At 57.9% G+C, this 16623-nt stretch carries 15 protein-coding genes; 8 read left to right on the top strand and 7 right to left on the bottom strand.

Annotated elements, in window-relative coordinates; all coding sequences use genetic code 11:
* Positions 1–468 precede the first annotated feature (468 nt).
* Positions 469–1209, bottom strand: coding sequence for an IS21-like element helper ATPase IstB (istB, locus tag JN279_RS22695; RefSeq protein WP_202295168.1), 741 nt, complete (start codon positions 1207–1209; stop codon positions 469–471).
* Positions 1210–1219: 10 nt separating this feature from the next.
* Entirely contained in the window at positions 1220–2746 is a 1527-nt protein-coding gene (gene istA / locus JN279_RS22690; protein WP_202350295.1) for an IS21 family transposase, read from the bottom strand.
* A gap of 185 nt (positions 2747–2931) precedes the next feature.
* Between istA and JN279_RS22685 the strand changes: the two genes are divergently transcribed.
* Positions 2932–3318, top strand: coding sequence for a hypothetical protein (locus JN279_RS22685; protein WP_202350294.1), 387 nt, complete (start codon positions 2932–2934; stop codon positions 3316–3318).
* A gap of 332 nt (positions 3319–3650) precedes the next feature.
* Here the strand turns inward: JN279_RS22685 and JN279_RS22680 are convergent, their stop codons facing one another.
* The 4 genes from JN279_RS22680 to JN279_RS22665 form a co-directional block, all read right to left on the bottom strand.
* Positions 3651–4619, bottom strand: coding sequence for a hypothetical protein (locus JN279_RS22680; protein WP_202350293.1), 969 nt, complete (start codon positions 4617–4619; stop codon positions 3651–3653).
* A gap of 506 nt (positions 4620–5125) precedes the next feature.
* A complete protein-coding gene (locus tag JN279_RS22675; RefSeq protein WP_202350292.1) occupies positions 5126–6079 on the bottom strand; it encodes an alkaline phosphatase family protein in 954 nt (317 codons plus the stop codon).
* A gap of 275 nt (positions 6080–6354) precedes the next feature.
* Positions 6355–7434, bottom strand: a complete 1080-nt coding sequence (locus JN279_RS22670; RefSeq protein WP_202350291.1) for a glycoside hydrolase family 19 protein — start codon at positions 7432–7434, stop codon at positions 6355–6357.
* 146 nt (positions 7435–7580) lie between these two features.
* On the bottom strand, positions 7581–10226 hold the full coding sequence (locus JN279_RS22665; RefSeq protein ID WP_274608579.1) for a lipase family protein: 2646 nt from the start codon (positions 10224–10226) through the stop codon (positions 7581–7583).
* A gap of 735 nt (positions 10227–10961) precedes the next feature.
* Between JN279_RS22665 and JN279_RS22660 the strand changes: the two genes are divergently transcribed.
* The 4 genes from JN279_RS22660 to JN279_RS38955 all read left to right on the top strand — a co-directional run bounded on the left by JN279_RS22660 (position 10962) and on the right by JN279_RS38955 (position 13103).
* A complete protein-coding gene (locus JN279_RS22660) occupies positions 10962–11321 on the top strand; it encodes a hypothetical protein (RefSeq protein ID WP_202350289.1) in 360 nt (119 codons plus the stop codon).
* Positions 11322–11723: 402 nt separating this feature from the next.
* Complete coding sequence (locus JN279_RS22655; protein WP_202350288.1) at positions 11724–12263, top strand: hypothetical protein; 540 nt, start codon at positions 11724–11726, stop codon at positions 12261–12263.
* Between the two features lie 134 nt (positions 12264–12397).
* The gene (locus tag JN279_RS22650) at positions 12398–12604 is read left to right on the top strand and encodes a hypothetical protein (RefSeq protein ID WP_202350287.1); all 207 of its coding nucleotides are present in this window, start codon (positions 12398–12400) and stop codon (positions 12602–12604) included.
* 160 nt (positions 12605–12764) lie between these two features.
* A complete protein-coding gene (locus tag JN279_RS38955) occupies positions 12765–13103 on the top strand; it encodes a DNA cytosine methyltransferase (RefSeq protein ID WP_202350286.1) in 339 nt (112 codons plus the stop codon).
* Between the two features lie 182 nt (positions 13104–13285).
* Here the strand turns inward: JN279_RS38955 and JN279_RS22640 are convergent, their stop codons facing one another.
* Positions 13286–14113 carry a hypothetical protein gene (locus tag JN279_RS22640; protein WP_202350285.1) on the bottom strand — a complete coding sequence of 276 codons (828 nt, stop codon included), beginning with the start codon at positions 14111–14113 and terminating at the stop codon, positions 13286–13288.
* A 71-nt stretch (positions 14114–14184) separates the two neighbouring features.
* Here JN279_RS22640 and JN279_RS22635 point away from each other — a divergent pair, with 71 nt between their 5' ends.
* The 3 genes from JN279_RS22635 to tnpC all read left to right on the top strand — a co-directional run bounded on the left by JN279_RS22635 (position 14185) and on the right by tnpC (position 16591).
* Complete coding sequence (locus JN279_RS22635) at positions 14185–14529, top strand: transposase (protein WP_244734095.1); 345 nt, start codon at positions 14185–14187, stop codon at positions 14527–14529.
* Positions 14526–14870: an IS66 family insertion sequence element accessory protein TnpB gene (tnpB, locus tag JN279_RS38950; RefSeq protein WP_202350284.1), complete on the top strand. Its 345-nt coding sequence runs from the start codon at positions 14526–14528 to the stop codon at positions 14868–14870. The genes JN279_RS22635 and tnpB overlap by 4 nt, the downstream gene beginning before the upstream one ends.
* Positions 14871–14944: 74 nt before the next feature.
* Positions 14945–16591: an IS66 family transposase gene (gene tnpC / locus JN279_RS22625; RefSeq protein ID WP_446720356.1), complete on the top strand. Its 1647-nt coding sequence runs from the start codon at positions 14945–14947 to the stop codon at positions 16589–16591.
* Positions 16592–16623 lie beyond the last annotated feature (32 nt).

The raw sequence follows: 16623 nt of genomic DNA, 5'->3' as shown, positions 1-16623 counted from the left end.
TGCTGGGAATGGCAGCGAGGATATCGAGCAGCATCGCCTTGATGGCATTGAACATATGCTCGGTGAAGGGCCCACGGCCTTCAGCAGCATGCGCGAGGTCGGCAAGTCCGGCGCCACGGCCTTGCCCTCCGATCCTCGAGCCCACACCCAAAAGAGACTCGGTGACCGGACGTTTCAACACAACGCCATGGCAGAGCCTTTAATCAGCAGACTACCCCTGAGGAGGACGATCCAATGAGAGAAGACGAGCGCATTTCTATCGTTAAGGAACTTCTCTTTGCCTACGTGAAGAGCCCGTCCTTGCGCCACATCCGCGACCCCTATTCGCTGATCAGATTGGCGCAGGAGTGCGGATTCCGACGATGGCGCGCATGTATTCCGATCTGATGCCGCGCAGCGTTCCGATCTGATCGCGCGCAGGTGGAGCACCTGATCGTCGGGGAAGATGTCACTGCATTTGCGGTTCGGTCAAGCGGCAGCGGAGATGATGGATCTGCGCATGGATTCGCCGTTGAGTTCGAGCCGGTGAGCGTTGTGTACGAGGCGGTCGAGGATGGCATCGGCGTAGGTGGGATCTCCGATCAGATCGAACCAGCGGGCCACCGGGAGTTGGCTGGTCACCAGCGTTGAGCGACGCCCGTACCGGTCTTCGAGGATTTCGAGCAGGTGGTGACGGGCATTGCCGTCGAGCGGTTCGAGGCCCCAATCGTCGAGGATAAGGAGATCGACCCTGGCCAGGCTTTTCATGCGCGCGGCGATGCGGCCGTCGCCCTTGGCCAGGGACAGGTCATCGATGAGCCGCGGCAGTCGGGTGTAGAGGACCGAACGGTTGTCACGGCAGGCCTTGTGACCGATGGCGCAGGCCAACCAGCTCTTCCCGACCCCGGCCGGCCCGACGATGGCCAAGCTCTCATGGGCGGCGATCCAGTCGCCCTTGAGCAGCTTGTCGAACAGCCGGCGATCGAGACCGCGCGCAGCACGGTAATCGACATCCTCGGGCACGGCATGGTGGCGTAGCCGCGCATGACGAAGGCGGAGCGCAAGGCGCCGGTCATTACGGTATGTCGCCTCGTGATCGAGCAGCAGGGCAAGCCATTCGGCGTGGCTGAGGTTGTCGGCATCGCTGTTGCTTTCCAATTCGATGAACGCATGGGCCATGCCGGCCAGGCCGAGTTGCCCCAGCAGTTCGAGTGTCGGATGTTTGAGCATTGTAGTCCTTTCAGTTGTAATATCCGGAGCCCCGGATGTTGGTGTGGAAGATCGGCGTGTGGTCCGAGGCTTCGCGCGCCGGAACCTTGTCGAGCCCCTTCTCGAGGATCGATTTGACCGAGGGATAGTTGCGCGCCTGGATCTCCAGCGCGCGCCGCGCGGCCGCTTCCAGGCGTTCGGCGCCGAAGCGCTTCGCTAGCCCGATGATGCCGAGGCATGAACGGTAACCCTGCTCGGGATGCGGCCGATCCTCGATGATCTTTTCAACCAGCAACGACAGCATCGGCCCGATCCGCGCCGCTTCCTCCCGGATCTTCACGGGCGTCCATTCACGGTAGCGCCGATGGCTCGAGGGCATATGTTCGGGGATCGTCGTATGCCGCCCGTTGCCGCTGCCACGCATGTGCGCGGCGATGCGTTCGCCATCGAGGAAGATTTCGACGGTGCGTGTGGTAATTCGAGCCTCGACCTCGCGGCGGGCGAAGCGCCAGGGCACCGAGTAATGGTGGTGCTCAATCGCGATGTGATAATCGAGTCCGACTCGGCAACGCTTCCACTCAGCGTGGACCCACCGTTCCGCCGGCAGCGGCTTGAGGTTCGGCGCGTCGATCTCCTCGAACAGCTGGCGCCGCGTTTTGCTGAACTGGCGAAGCACCCGTGTGTCGTTGAGATCGGTGATGCATTCGGCGACCGCCGCGTTCACCTCGGCCAGGCTGTAGAAGATCCGGTTGCGCAAGCGGCCCAGGACCCAGCGTTCGACAATGCCGACACAGGCCTCGACTTTCGCCTTATCGCGTGGCTTCCTCGGTCTTGCCGGGAGCACCGCCGTGCCGTAATGACGCGCCATGTCGGTGTAGCTGCGGTTGACCATCGGATCGAAGTGACACGCCTTAATCACCGCGACCTTCGCGTTGTCCGGGACCAGAAGATGGGCCACGCCGCCGAAGAAGGCGAAGGCGCCATTGTGCGCCTCGATCCAGTCCGCGAACTGCTCGGTCCACGTCGCGCAGGCAAATGACAAGCTCGATCCGCCGAGCACCGCCACAAACAGATGGGCATCGCGCACCTCACCGGTCCGGCGGTCGACCACAACCGGCACCGTGTCGCCGGCGTAATCGACAAACATCTTCTCACCGCCCGCGTGGCTCTGCCGCATCGTCAGAGGCAGGCGGCCCTCCCAGCGCCGGAACAGGTCACACCAACGGCTGTAGCGATAGCCATCCGGGTGGGCGGCGACATACTCTTCCCACAGAACCTGCAGCGTCACATGCTTGCGCTTCAGCTCACGTGCTACCGCCGACCAGTCCGGTTCCGGCTGTTTGCGCCGGCCGGGCTTCATCCCAGGTAAGCCGTATAGGCAAGCTTCCAGGTCGGCATCGCTCATCTCGGCCGGGACCGGCCAGTTCAGCCCGGAGCGTGCAAACCGCTTCAGCATATCCCGGACCGTCGTCGGCCCGACCCCGGCACGCTCGCCAGCCATCCGCGTCGATAGCCCCGCTTCCAAGCTCAGACGTAAAATCTCGCGCACGTGGCGCATCCTAACCCTCCTCGTCGGCATCCATTCCTCCGGTCGTTGCCCGACCGGAACATGCCCCAAGGATCACGTTCTCCTAACTCCGAACTGCGCGCGATCGTGTCGGAATCCCGCGCGGGTAATTCTCGGAATGCTGCGCGCCATCAGTTCGGAATGCCGCGCGCGATCAAATCGGAACGGTGCGCGCGATGATCTCGGAATCCGCAGCGCAGGAGATCGTTAGCAGCGTTGACCGGGGTAATTCGATCTGGAGGAAGAGGGACGGGCAACGCGAAGTCCTTCTCGAATCCGCCCTGGGTTGCTGGATACCAGTCGAGGCTCTGCGCGATTTCATCAATGAGATGCCGGGGCCACAGGTTACGACGACAGATGTCAGCCAACGTCTGAGAGCGTTTGAGGACGATGAATACTTCTCATACCCAAAAGAGGAGCTTCGCCCCGGGTGTCTAACCCTCTGCGGGAAAGAAAGGGCCGAGGGTACAGAGCTCCCGGCCATCATCGGCCTGCTCAGGGACCACGTGGAACGAGAAGAGGAGCGGCTTCGGGTTGAGCAGGAGGAACACCATAAGCGATAGCGTGAAGAGGACCGAGTGGCTCGCGAACAGCGGCTCCTGTCAGGCGCTGACTGCAAGTGGACGGCGCTCCAGAAGTCTTCTCATTGGTATTGCCGCGCCAACGGCAGGACGTACCGTCTCTCACCAACGAAGGACAAAATGTGGAACCTCTACCGAGTTGATTCGGTCTCGGAGGAAGACGAGAGAGCCTTGATCGGGAAGTACCGAGGGCGTGGCGACGCGACGAAAGTGGTTTCCCAGACGGCCTACCAGCCAGAGCCAAAGTGGTAACTGGGCAGGAACGGAAACGATATGACCTTTCCGGCGGCTCACACTGAATTCCTCTATGCGGATCAGACTTTGGGTTTGCGAATCTTGCGACCCATTTTCTCCACAATGGGAATTGGGCCCAACAGCTTCCCTGGCGCTACGGAATAGTGCACGTCGAGGTAGGGGCGGTCATCGTGGGTGAAACCTGCTACGACCTGTCCGTCGTCCACGGCTAGCTCAAGGCGTTGAAGCACGCCGCCTATGCTGCCGAAGAACTCGGATTCGATTTCCTCGAGCATTTGCTCTTCGGTTGATTTTCGTTCCGCGAGATCGTGGCGCGCCAGTTCAAGAGTGCGGTCGAAGGCCCCGTCAGGCGTTTCGGAGATCGGCTTTTGAGAGACGCTCTTCCTGTGCCTCTGGATGCGCGTCCGCCAGTCCTGCGCGCGCTGCTGAAAGAGAGCGTCTTGGCCGATAGTCTCCAGACTATCGTCATCCGCCCAGAGCGTTGTCGACTTTACTCCCTGCGCCGTGTCGTAAGTGACTCGGCCGATCCAGGGCTTGTCGCCGTCAAAGCCAAAAGCGAGCAACAGCAGCAAGGGATCGCCGTCCCCGCTATGCTGGCTGAAATAACTCTCGCAGAGTTTCTCAATCAGATTCACGACGCCGTCGCGCGTAGGTATCGGCTCGTCTCCGTTAGGCGCAACCAGCGTGGATAGCTTCTGGCTAATGAGCGCAATGACGGTGAGCGCCTCGAAGCAGGACCCCGAAAATCCAATCCCAACGGTCGTTTCGAAATAGGGGCTCTTCCACGCGCCGACAACGGGAGTGATCCCATCGAGATGGTAACACCGAACTGGAAGGGCGAAGAGCTTCACCGTCGTGTCTGCTAGCGTTTTGAAGCTGCCGTCAATCCGCCGTGTTGAGGCGCGTGAGTCGGCTAGTGCCGCGATCCGCGGCACGCCAAAGGTCTTTTCTAGGCGGATGCAAACCAGCGTCACGGATTTCTGTGCCTCGTAGTTCGCAGAAGAAGGACTGGCCACTGACCACGTCAACAATCTCAACTCCAGATACGCGGTTGGCAAGTGGGCCGACAGAGCGCGGCGAGGCGTCTTTGTTCACCAAAAGACCGCCTCGATCAGATCGAGACGGCCAGTGAGTTATGATGAAAGTGGTTGCGGGGACATGATTTAAGGCTGCAAACCACCCGATAACTTGCAGAGGAGCCGAGCTAGCAAACGCGAGTCGTTGCCAAGCGTAAGGTCACGAACCACGGTTCAAGTCCGCTGCGCTATTCGCTCGACATGCTTACTGTGCGGCGCACCGTTGAGATGGCGAAGACAAGTGCCCGCGCCTTTCAGGGCCATCGAGCATCATGGCCAATTGAGTGGGGCTGCCGCTTCCTACCTCATCGTCGTCATTGGCCGCAAAAATGATCTGAATGCCGGTAGTTCTCGATAAGTTAAGCTTGGAGTTGCATTGCCCGTTTGTCAGGCCGCCTCGATTTGGCTCGCTGCGTCTCGTGGCGCTCACGTGCGATCCGGCGCCTATTTTTTGGGTCTCACGGAAAGGATCCCGGTTTGAATAGATCGGACAAGTCGTTGTTCGAGGTTACCGAGGCAAGGATAGGAAGACCGAATATTTCTTCGATCGACTTTAGCATGGAACCATGGTTGTAAGTTGCGCTTCCGGCATATCCAGCCTTCACGCCAGAACCGATGGCGATGAATGGCATTTTATTCGTTCCTGATCCTTCGTCCCAGGTGATGAAAATTATCCCATCATTTTTGTTCGCCCATTCAATGATCGGCGGCAACTGCGTCTTCAGCCAGTTGTCGCCGCGCGTGATAGGGTGACCCTTGATGCAGCCTGGTGCGCCGTGCATATCATTGCACAGGTTAGGGGTGATGAAGACATAGCTGGAAACGTTGCCACCACTCAAATCGGCTGCCAAGCTAGTATATGCTTTGGTGTGTAGAATGCACAGCGCGGCGGTCTTGGAGGGCGGATCGCCAGCTATGTCCTTGAAGAAAACAAACGGATTGTGTTTCGCGGCATAAAAGGTACGGCTACTGCTAGCGACCGGGCATGAACCGGTCCGCTGCGCATCCAGTCCTTCCTGATAGCTTGTCCAGGATACACCAGCAGTCTCCATCTGGCGTACCAGGTGATTACCATTCCTCGTGGCGTTCTTGCCGTGTGATGCGATCGGGTCAGCATCCGACTTGAATGTATGGTCCGCAAAGCTGTTGGTACCGGCCTCCATCCAGACATAGTGGGGCTCGCTGTCTAGACCAGGCAGCTCGTCGATAAAGTTGGTGGCGTGTGAATACTTTGGCAGAAGATCGTCATGGATAAACGGAGCTCTGTGAGAGTCATCATAAATGACTTTCGCATCGCGGTTTTCCATGGCAATCACAAACACATGTTTGATGGTGCCGGCGTGTCCCGGCGCGCTAAAGAGCGACGCAGCCACGCAAGCAGACAGAACTACGTTTCTCAGCGCAGAAGTCATCGCCCCTCCTCGCCGGCATATGGTTGAGGCCGCCGGAGCCAAACGGCTTTATTCGTGACCCTGTCGGGTCACCACTAGCACACAATACTATCGTTGCGACAATAACCAGCCGATGCGCCGCGTCCAACGCCTTTCGAGCATGTCATTGGCGAGGAACGCCGCAACCGCGCCCAACTCGCGGACGTGGCGAAGATTTTCGGGATCGCGATCGATGCCGATCGCCCGGCCGCCTGTCCGCGCGCGATCTGGACCTGAGTTGTCTCCATTGATTTTGGCTAGATACCTCCCAGCGCCTTGAGCATTGAATTCGAATATGAAAGACGCTGGTTAGCGCCGACCATCGCCGAGCCATTGACGCGTCGGGTGATGTTATTGATCAACCAGCTATCGGCGAGCACGAGGCATCCGCGAGACGAAAGATACCAACTCCCCGACATCGCAGCGCCTTCTATGCTCTCGCAGTAGGTTGCTGCCTCTTCGGGTGTGATGCCAAGAATATCGCCAAGCTCCTTATATTCATCACGACCGGTGATCTGGATAAGGCCCCTACCCCGAAACCGCCAACCGTCGCCGGACGATTCGTCGCCATTGCCCAGACGATCGGCATAGACACGGTTACCAATCGCCTCGGGCTTGCCCACATACGGCTCTGCCGCAGCAACGGTTGCAAACTTGCTGGGGAATATCTCAACCAAACGCTCGGCGCTGGTGTAATTCAGGTTCTCGACGAGTTCTTGGAACCCGGCACCCGCTTCGACCAAGAACTGGCCTACTGCGGCAGCCATCCGGCGATCCGTACTGATGTCAAACTTGCTAAAGGCAGCAGTTAGAGCTGGCCCCCACGCAACAGTATTGACCCTTGGCGCTGCAATCTTCAGCGCAGCAACGAGCCCAGCAAAGGGCGATGGAGTAGCGTTGTCGGTTACGGGAGAACTCGTCGACAGGCCTTCTGTGCGAGCACTGGACTGCAACGCGATGCGACTCTGGGCGCCACCTTGACCCGATGCCGAGCCCGTTGAAGTAGAAAGCCTTGGGATGACGTTTGTAAAGGCGTTTTCAATGAAGTCGGTGCCCGCATAGCCAGAGGCAGCAAGTCCTACGAGCAGTTTTGGGTCAGACGGATCAATCTTGATAAGAGTATTAAGTCCCAAGACAATTCCCGCCAGAACCCCGGCGATGAAACCTATCATCAAACTCAGCGCAAAATAGGCAGCGTCGAATTGAGCTTGCTGCCCAGGATTCTGGGCAGAGAGCGTGGCACTGCTTTTAAGCCCCACGGCCGCACGGATACCCTGGCCAAGCATTCCCATTAAGCCGCACATAACGAGCGTAGTTAGTATCGACGAGCTTTCCATGAGTTCCTCCCAGCGTTTCTCTTTAACGCGCTACCCCATTACAACAGGCAGTGTCACTGCATCTCTTCTCGAGAGTTTTTGAGAGCGGGCAGGCTAGTTTTTGCGTCTCGAAGTCTATCGTGGTCTAGCTCCGCACGGCGGCGCATTTATTTGCCTCCCCCTTGGATGTTGATCGTCAAGTTCAGTGTCAACGGTCCCACGTCCGTTGTCGTCACCACGTCGAAACTGGCGCCCGCAACCTGGCGCTTTGCAAGGGCCATCGCATCTACCTGACAGTCCGTACGTGGCGTCAGACTTGGATCCAGGAGGCTCAGATAGGTGGCCATCGCATGCCAGCAGGACTCGTTCGGCTTGACCTTCGAGAGAGCACTGAACTGCTGCAGACTGTTGATATGATGAAAACCCAGAAACTCGGGCGGAAGGTAGCACACAAGATCCGGCAAGTTGACGATCCGCCACGACGTAATGTCCAGTGCGTTGAACGCCAATGCAAAAGTCCGGTCGCCAACAAGGGGAGAGGCGAAGGTGCAGAGCAAAGGATTCTCAAGTTGGTCCGTCTTGGCATTTTCCATCACGTAGAGGGTCGCTAGTGCAGAGCCGAGACTATGGGCGCTGACTTGCAGCGTCGCCGTCTTGTCGAGCCCGGCCAGTTTTGAGGATACCGCCGTATGGCGGCCGATGAGCGCCGTCACCTGCTTTGAGAAGCTGCCAGTCGTCCTTAGGGATACCGATGCAGAGGCGGCTGCCGAGGCACCAGTAGGCACAGCTATGACTTCCAACGTTTCGTAAATGCGGGCCCAGCCCTCACCGACTTGACCGCAGCCTGGAACGCTGAAGGCAACTTTGCGGACCGACAATGCATCGTCAATCCACTCCGTGGGCGTTTCGGTACCTCGTAGCGCCAGCACGAATTGTGTCGGATCGGCACGGCTTTTGGCGACATATCCGTAGAAAAGCGGTGCCGTCCGGCCGAACAGAAAGTCCTGCATCCGAATCCAAGCCACAAGATCATAGCCAGCCGGAAAATCGGCGCCGGGCTGAGGCGTGGTGATCGCGGGATTGGCTCTGTACATGGTGTAGGCTGCATCGACGCACCGCCCAAGAAACAGCGCCTGCTTCGCATCAAAGGTGGTAGCCGTGCTCTGCGCCAACTTAATTTCTGGGCTTGGGTCCGCCTCCAGATCAAGGTCGGAGACGGGGGTAATGGAGCCTGCGGCAACGCCTCCCGAGCTGGCGGCAAGCAGTCCTAGAATTTTGTCGCCCTTTGGTGTTCCGAGACCGGTGCAGGCGTTCCAATCCGCACCTGCCGAGAACCCTTTCACCCCATATGCGTCATTGTCGCCCTTTGTAATTTGGCTTACTGCACCTCGGTTGTCGTACAGGAGGGGCAAAAAAAATCCGGGCTTGTGGCCAAGCCTCTGTCCCAGCAAAGCGGTGAGCGCGGCCCACTGCGGCGCCACTGCACTGGTGCCTCCCAGCGTCGTGTCCGCGCCATAATACCGGACTCGAATGCCCGTTTCTGGATCGGCATCACCCGCAATATCGGGGACGCCTCGCATCGCGAGCGGTAGGCCTCCCTCAGCAGAAATGCCCTTTTGCCAACTTGGTTGTTGAAAATACGTGCTGATACCGCCGCCGGTCGCACCGCCGCGGCCATCGTTCCAGACGCTTTCGCTTGCGACGCCCCCCGCGTCAGCACGTAGGCTAGTCCCACCACAGGAGGCGATGCCGTTTGCGCACGATCCCGGGAAATCGACGTGGCGCATACCATCGAACCTAGGGTCGGTCGGTAGGCGGTCGGCGCAGCCACTGTCGCCAGCCGCCGCGAAGATCGCCACATCGAGTAGGATCGCCTTTTGACCTAGGAGATTCCAGCTATCCATCGACTGGTAGGACCATGTGTCTTCTGGACCGCCCCAACTTATCGAAACTGCCGTAGTCGCGGGATCGTAAACTGCATCGGAGACCGCCTGATAAAAGTCCTGATCGGTATTGTCCGCGAAGTAGACGACGATCGAAGCGCGCGGCGCTATAGCGGCCACCACCTCAATATCAAGCATAACCTCTCCGTCGCTGTCCGGATCGGAGCCATAGGGGACAGGTAGAACAGAGTTGACCTGCTTTCGTTGAATTCTTAACGATCCACCCACGCCAGCAGCAGCGAGATAGGCATTCAAGTCTTCCTCATCGTAATTTCCGCCGAGCTCAATGATAGCGACGACCTGCCCTTCGCCATCGCCATCCGGAAAGCCATAGAGTTTCGCGAGCTCATTTGGATAGAAAGCGGCGGAGCTCGCGGCGGCGCGGTACCTAGGCCTTGCCACGCGTCGATTGTCGAGGCCGAGCACCGATCGAATGAAGGGGTATGCCGCTTGCGGGACAGACAACGCTCCTTCGCGCAACCGTTCGACGACTGCACCAACCTGATAGTCTGTCAGGGTCGTATCGAACGCAAGCTCCATGTTAGCCACCGTGCCTCTTGCCCGCATGGCTTGCTGCTCAGGATCCTGCTTTGTCACTTCGATGCCGAAGCTCTGAAGGAACGCACGCGTCTCTTTGACTGCTTCATCGGTGGCTGCCAGCGAAGCCTTCAAAGCGCCAATCTCGCGCGGGGCGCGCTGACCAGCGGGTCGAGAGAGATGGTGCGCTATCTGTTGATCGGAGATGTCACGGGCACCCTCAAGGAGGATAGTGATGTCGATCACGGCCGTAGGATCGGTAGGGCCAATCAACACTGCCCCCGGGGGAATAGCGCGAAAGCTGCCCGGGATTACTTTTCTTGTGCCTATCATCGATTGCGCCCCTCTCGCAACTCAGACGCCTCCCTGCGAAGCCCTCGGCTCAAAGAACCTTGATTGTACAGCAAAACAAAAACTACGAAGCAGCGCTGCCTTCCCAACTGTCTAAGCCTCCGTAAAGATTACTCCTCAAAGCGACCAAAAGAACGAATACCGACTTTCATAATTAGAGTACGTATCGATCCATATAAAGCTCATTCACGGCAAACTCACGGAAAAACAGCCAAAATTCGGCAAGGATAGTCCAGGCGACACCGGTACCATTACTTACGCGTCGCGTGCGATAGCGGCGACGTGGAAGTCAACATATTTCCTATGCTTCCACAAGTTTGCATTTTTTTTCACGGATGTCTATTGACTTTCCACCATGCATTTGCGGCTCTAGTAATCTACTTACGCAAGGAGCATTCCAATGCCGACCTTCGAGAATGCCGCAGCCTAGATGGAGGCTTTCATAACTCGTTTGGGCGGCTATGATCTGCAGACCGTCGATCACGGGGCGATACAGGTGACGACGTGGGAAAATTTTCCGACACGATTGTGGGAATACTCCAAGACGGATGATAACGGGACAGAAAAGCAAGGTTTGGCAGCAATGTTAGACCCTGCGCCGAATCAAGTCGCTCGCTGGATCGTAACCGCGATTGTCAAAGCGTGCGGTTCGTACAATGAAATCATTCGCGCAAGAATTGGCATCCGAAGCGAACGAGGCCTGGCTTTCAATTCCTGGTGCGCGGCATCCATCTTGAGGAAATGTCGCCGCCAGCGAATAAAGCCTATCCATTTTTCGATGGCGTGACCGTCAAACTGGACACCATGCCAGACGGATACCCCACCCGCGTCCTCTCATATCAGGAGTTGACTTCGGCGATCAATGCGACTTTTGCTAACGTTAGCGCGGTCGGCCAGTATGCGCGAATACAATCTAAGATTTCCGAGCAGTATCACGACGCTGGTGGAAATGATGACACATCCGGTGCAAACTGGCTGAAGGTCGTTCGCAAACTGTATCAAGACGCTTGGGGGACCGACGAGTATTTTCTCATGACCGCAACTGCTCTCGCCAAGAAGTCTGAATGGGGATTTTGATCACCCTGGCTTGAGCCGCAACTTCCCCTTGGGCCGAAGGGCTCAACTCCAATCGAGAACCTTGGTGAGAGCATCGGACGCTTTGGCTGTCGGACCAACTGGCCCGCCCCTTACGTCTTCGCTGAATCACCTGCTGGACTTCAACAAGCCTATTTTTCGATTCGTATTGACAACCTTTTCTTTTAGTAAGAGTGTTTTGTGGGGCGCATGTCAAGTCGAGGGGAGGCAGCAATTCTCATTGATGACCTTTGGTTTGTTTGCTTAATTGCCGGTGGGACTGTGTTGAGTGGCTGTGTTGCGACCGTAACAGAGCCGCCTGTTGCGAGTGTTGTTCAACGCGCTTCATCGCTTCAGGCCGCAAGAAGACTCGGGCTCACGCCACGGGGCTATGCGGTCGGCGGAATGCGGGAAGTTGACGGGGCATGTGCCGCCTTCTTCGACAACATCGCCCAGCTTCGGCAGGGGAGCAATTTTGGCCACGATATTCTTCAGATGGCTCTTCCGGCCTCTAATGGGGCCTTTGCAGCAGCGAAGGCGTCTGCTCGGGTGATCGCCACGTGGACCGCGGGAATTTCGGTGACGGATGCCGCAGTCCAAGCATTTGCCCGAGACTATGCTTACTCTCAATCCCTTTTTCAAATAAAGACAGCCGTAGAAACCAGCATGCGAAATTCGCAAACTGCCCTTCTTGCACCCTTGTCGAGCACCCCGGACGATAACATCGATGCCTATGCAGCCGCAGACTTCGGATTGAGGCAGTACGCAAGCTATTGTTCAATCTCAAGTATAGAAGCTCTTGCCGCAAGTGCGCTTGTCAATGCTAAGCCGACGGACGTATCAACTCCTACGCCGCCAGCGAAAACTCCGAGATTCCGTGCAAACGTCGCCGCGCCAGCAACAGGAGTTCCCTTGATGCCGGTTTATAGCGTGCCGGGCAAATAGCGAACTGGCGTCAAGGCCAGGACAGTTTCTGTGGCTACTGCGCCGACCAGCCTGCGGACTCGCTCTGTACTGCCGTGATGACGGCGCGCGAAGCTACGCTGCGGCGGCCGTAAATTTGTCTCTGGACTTCGCCGATGGCCCTCCAAGTGATCCGATTCAGCCTGCCGCAGAGCGTGCAATTCCTTGCGGTGGTCGACTGCAGCGGCATCAGAATCCCCAACAAGTTTTGCAATGGGTCCTTGCAGACGCGCGCCGCCACGTGCACGGTCTTCGGCGATCGCTGCTTCAGCATCGCTGATTTCTCGGCGGATCTCGGTGATGCGGGTGTTCAGGGCCACTGAGCGTTCGACTAGTGCTTTGTATTCAGCGTCGACGCGTGATGAGCGACCGGATTCCGATCTGTGCCTTTGCCATTTGGATTTCTTTTGATGAGCTCGATGATGTCGCTGAGAGCGATAGGCAGGTTCATGGGCAGACTGGTTGCGCGACGAGGGCCGCGGAGTGCAACCGCGTGGTTGTCGATGGGCTCGGCGGTCACGCGCCCAGACCTTCCCGGACGGATTCGAAGTTCTGGGCTCGATCAACGATGTACAACGTCAACTTGGGAACGCTGTCCCAGCTCTACTAGTTGAGGTACTGGCAACGGAAATTCGAACGCAACTCCCACGCAGTCCAGCGCAGTCCGATCAAATGAAACGGACGATCGCATCGACGGACAGCTCTCCTATCCCCACTTTGGCACAGCCCGTGCCGGCCTCTTCTCTAAAACTTCGTGGAACTCACGCCGCGCAAAGCCTATCAGGCTGCCATAGGGCCGAGCAGGTTACAAGAGGCATCTGAGTGACGCATCTGGTAACAAAGCCGGAGGTCTTGCCGCTACCGACGCCGGCTACTTTTACCCTTGACCTCGTCGCCTGCGAGTACCGTTACCCTGCGGTCCGCTACCTGTCAGTTTGAGGCGTGACGATCTCTGTCCAACGGTCGCCTAGTCATCAAATACGCGCACAATGATCACCAGCCGCCTAAATCGCTTCGGCGAAGCCTATATAGGAAAGCACGTCAGCAATAGTTCTGACGCCTTTCCCCGAAAATGGCACCTTCGTCGTAGCCGCCCGCCTTAAGCAATTGCTAAATCGTTTAATTGTACTTATATCTTCAGTTCTTAAACAAACAAAAATAGTAGAAATTTCTACAGCTTTACCAAATAGATTAACAGACTGCGGGCCATCAAACAATTCGTCGCAGCCTATCGTCTTTAGCAACGTACTCGATGCGGGTCGTCTCCGAGGAAATCTTCCGTTGGAAGCCGAATCAAACGGGATAATCTCCACCAGAGGCGCTCCCTGCAAAGAGACTATCTGAGAAAGATGATTTCCAGCTACCCGAATGAACCGGATATGCTCGAAGTCCAAAAGCAACGGCATGATGGCGGGGCTAGTCCGATAAGCGCACTGTACATTAATCAAATCAAAAACGGCCGGAATCGATATCCCCTCTTGGGCGCATAGTCCGCCCAAACCTATCACGAGATTCTCCGGAGGAACTACGCTCCCCGCCGTGCCGACGTATGGCAGATTCCCTCCCCCGCTGATTGTAAGACTATTATTCGGATTGCAGGTCGTAAGGCTGAATCGCCGTAAAAACTGCTCGATCATAAAGTTGTCTCGAACCTGACGGGTGCCAGGCACCGCAAACTCGGGAAAAACCTCGCGGCGAGGATAGTGCTGTCGAATTAGCAGCGCCTGAGGTATCGACACTCCTGACCACTGGTCGTTTAAGCGAATGGGCAATTGAATGGTAAGCGGCAAGGGAACCCCACGTAGCGGCGGGTAGCTGAATTTGAGATTCATCGGCTTTCTGTTTGGAGCTGATGATGGGAATTTCTATAAGCACGCCTATGCCTGATGATAGAAACAGTCAGGTGATCGAGCATCTTGATATCCGTCCCCTTCGGGCCCGGCGCCAATGGTCGGAGGAGGCGAAGGCTCGGCTTGTGGCGGAAACGCTTGTGCCTGGCGCAAACATCTCGGCGATCGCGCGCGGTGTCGGCGTTGCGCCATCGCAGTTGTTCAACTGGCGGCGGAAGGCTCTTGGAAAGGACCAGCCGGCATCGGGTGGCGGTGATCCGGCGCTTCAGTTCACCCGGTTTGAGCCGCTCTACAGCGCGCCCGTGGAAATTGTCGTTGGCGACTTGATTGTGCGGGTGGGCAGCAGCGTGGACGCGGATCATCTTGCACGGGTGATCCGAGCGGTACGGGCGGCATGATCCCTTCGGGCGTGACGGTTTATGTTGCAAGTTCGCCGGTCGACTTCCGCAAGGGACCGGTCTCCTTAATGGCGCTTGTTCGCGACGGCGGTGTGGACCCTTTCGATGGTTCCCTTTATGTCTTCCGTTCGAAAAGAGCTGACCGGGTGAAGATCGTCTGGTGGGATGGATCAGGGGTTTGTCTCTATGCAAAAACGCTCGAGAAATCGCAGTTTTGCTGGCCGCGGATCGGGCCCGCGCGTGTCCGACTAAACCATGCGCAACTCTTGGCCCTGGTCGACGGCCTGGACTGGAAGCGGGTCCGGCCGGTAGCGGTAAAGCGGCCTCGGAGCGTGGGCTGAAACGCCTGAGGCAAAGTGAATCATGACTCTGAAATGATTGGGAAAAAGGTCACTCTTGTGCTGTGATGTCAGCCATGGAGACGGCTGCCGCAGACCTTCCCGACGACGTTGATGCGCTAAAGGCGATGGTTCTGGCGCTGACCGAAAAGGCGGCGCTTCTGGAGAACCAGGCTGCGCGAAACGAACGCCATGCGGCCGAGAGGATCGCGATCTCTGATAGCCGAGCGGAAGCGGCTGAGGCACGCATCAAGGCAGCCGACGAACGTATCGCCACCCTGACGGCGATTGTGAAGATGCTGGAGCGGTCGCGCTATGGCAGGAGCTCGGAGCGACTGGGCATTGGCGGACTGAGCGACGAGCAATGTGCCTTCGTGTTCGAGGAGATCGAGAGCGGCGTCGCCGAGGCGGTTGCGGATCTGGAAGCTGTAGCCCCGGATCGTGCGAGGCGCGCACCCCGTCCGCGCAAGGGATTTGCCGCCCATCTTGAGCGGGTGGAGCAGATCATCGAGCCGGAGGTGCCCGAGGATTGCGAGGGCTTGGATCGGCTGCTGATCGGCGAGGATGTGTCGGAACGTCTGGACGTCACGCCGGCGAAGTTCCGGGTGATCGTCACTCGCCGCCCGAAATATGCCTACAGAAACCATGACGGCGTATTCCAGGCGCAGGCACCTGCCCACATCATCGAGAGCGGCATTCCCACCGAGCGGCTTCTGGCCCAGGTCGCAGTCTCCAAATATGCCGATGGGCTGCCGCTCTATCGACAGGAAACTATCTATGCCCGCGATGGCGTCGAACTCAGCCGCGCGCTGATGGCGCAATGGATGGGCAAGGTCGGCTTCGAGCTTCAGCCGCTGGCCGATTATGTGCTGGAGCGCATCCGCCAGGCTGAAAGGGTGTTTGCGGACGAGACGTCGTTACCAACGCTTGCGCCGGGCAGCGGCAAAGTCCGGAAGGCATGGTTATGGGCATATGCCCGCGATGATCGGCCGTATGGCGGAACAGCGCCGCCCATGGTGGCGTATCGCTTCGAAGACAGTCGCGGCAGCGAGTGTGTCGCACGGCACGTCGCGGGCTTCACGGGCATTCTGCAGGTTGACGGCTACTCCGCCTACACCAAGCTCGCCAAGGCAAGTGCTGGAGCCAATGATGCCATGACGCTCGCAGGATGCTGGGCGCATTTACGCCGGCGCTTCTATGAGTTGCACATCAGCGGCGCCTCGCGTCTGGCATCACAGACGGTCGCAACGATGGCCGGCTTGTGGAAGGTAGAGGATGAGATCCGGGGCCATAGTCCGGTGGCTCGCATGGCTGCACGCCAGGATCGGTCCGCGGCGATCGTTGCCGACCTGTTCAGGCTATGGGAAAAGGAATTGCCTCGCATCTCCGGAAAGTCAAAACTGGCCGAGGCGATCCGGTATGCCACGTCACGTCGCGCAGCGCTCGAACACTTCCTCATCGACGGCCGGGCCGAAATCGACTCCAATATCGTCGAGCGCGCCATCAGGCCGCAAACAATAATCAGAAAAAATAGTCTCTTCGCTGGCTCCGAAGGCGGTGGACGCGTATGGGCGACCATAGCCACCATGTTGCAGACGGCAAAAATGAACGGCGTCGATCCACTCGCCTGGCTCCAGCAAACCCTTGAGCGCATCGCCAAGGGCTGGACAATCTCCCGCATCGATCAGCTCATGCCGTGGAACTTCAGTCCGGATACGCTGTGAGCTAACCGCTTACATTGAATGACACCCAAGCA

This window comes from Mesorhizobium sp. 113-1-2, assembly GCF_016756475.1.
Lineage (GTDB): Bacteria > Pseudomonadota > Alphaproteobacteria > Rhizobiales > Rhizobiaceae > Mesorhizobium > Mesorhizobium loti_C.
The sequence above is the reverse complement of the archived record's forward strand: the minus strand, read 5'-3'. Positions and strand labels throughout refer to the sequence as shown.

What these genes read in the sequence shown, in the direction of transcription:
- istB (WP_202295168.1), bottom strand. Translation starts at nt 1,209, where the DNA reads ATGCTCAAACATCCGACACTCGAACTGCTGGGGCAACTCGGCCTGGCC.
- istA (WP_202350295.1), bottom strand. Translation starts at nt 2,746, where the DNA reads ATGCGCCACGTGCGCGAGATTTTACGTCTGAGCTTGGAAGCGGGGCTA.
- JN279_RS22685 (WP_202350294.1), top strand. Translation starts at nt 2,932, where the DNA reads ATGATCTCGGAATCCGCAGCGCAGGAGATCGTTAGCAGCGTTGACCGG.
- JN279_RS22675 (WP_202350292.1), bottom strand. Translation starts at nt 6,079, where the DNA reads ATGACTTCTGCGCTGAGAAACGTAGTTCTGTCTGCTTGCGTGGCTGCG.
- JN279_RS22670 (WP_202350291.1), bottom strand. Translation starts at nt 7,434, where the DNA reads ATGGAAAGCTCGTCGATACTAACTACGCTCGTTATGTGCGGCTTAATG.
- JN279_RS22665 (WP_274608579.1), bottom strand. Translation starts at nt 10,226, where the DNA reads ATGATAGGCACAAGAAAAGTAATCCCGGGCAGCTTTCGCGCTATTCCC.
- JN279_RS22655 (WP_202350288.1), top strand. Translation starts at nt 11,724, where the DNA reads ATGCGGGAAGTTGACGGGGCATGTGCCGCCTTCTTCGACAACATCGCC.
- JN279_RS22650 (WP_202350287.1), top strand. Translation starts at nt 12,398, where the DNA reads ATGGCCCTCCAAGTGATCCGATTCAGCCTGCCGCAGAGCGTGCAATTC.
- JN279_RS22640 (WP_202350285.1), bottom strand. Translation starts at nt 14,113, where the DNA reads ATGAATCTCAAATTCAGCTACCCGCCGCTACGTGGGGTTCCCTTGCCG.
- tnpB (WP_202350284.1), top strand. Translation starts at nt 14,526, where the DNA reads ATGATCCCTTCGGGCGTGACGGTTTATGTTGCAAGTTCGCCGGTCGAC.
- tnpC (WP_446720356.1), top strand. Translation starts at nt 14,945, where the DNA reads ATGGAGACGGCTGCCGCAGACCTTCCCGACGACGTTGATGCGCTAAAG.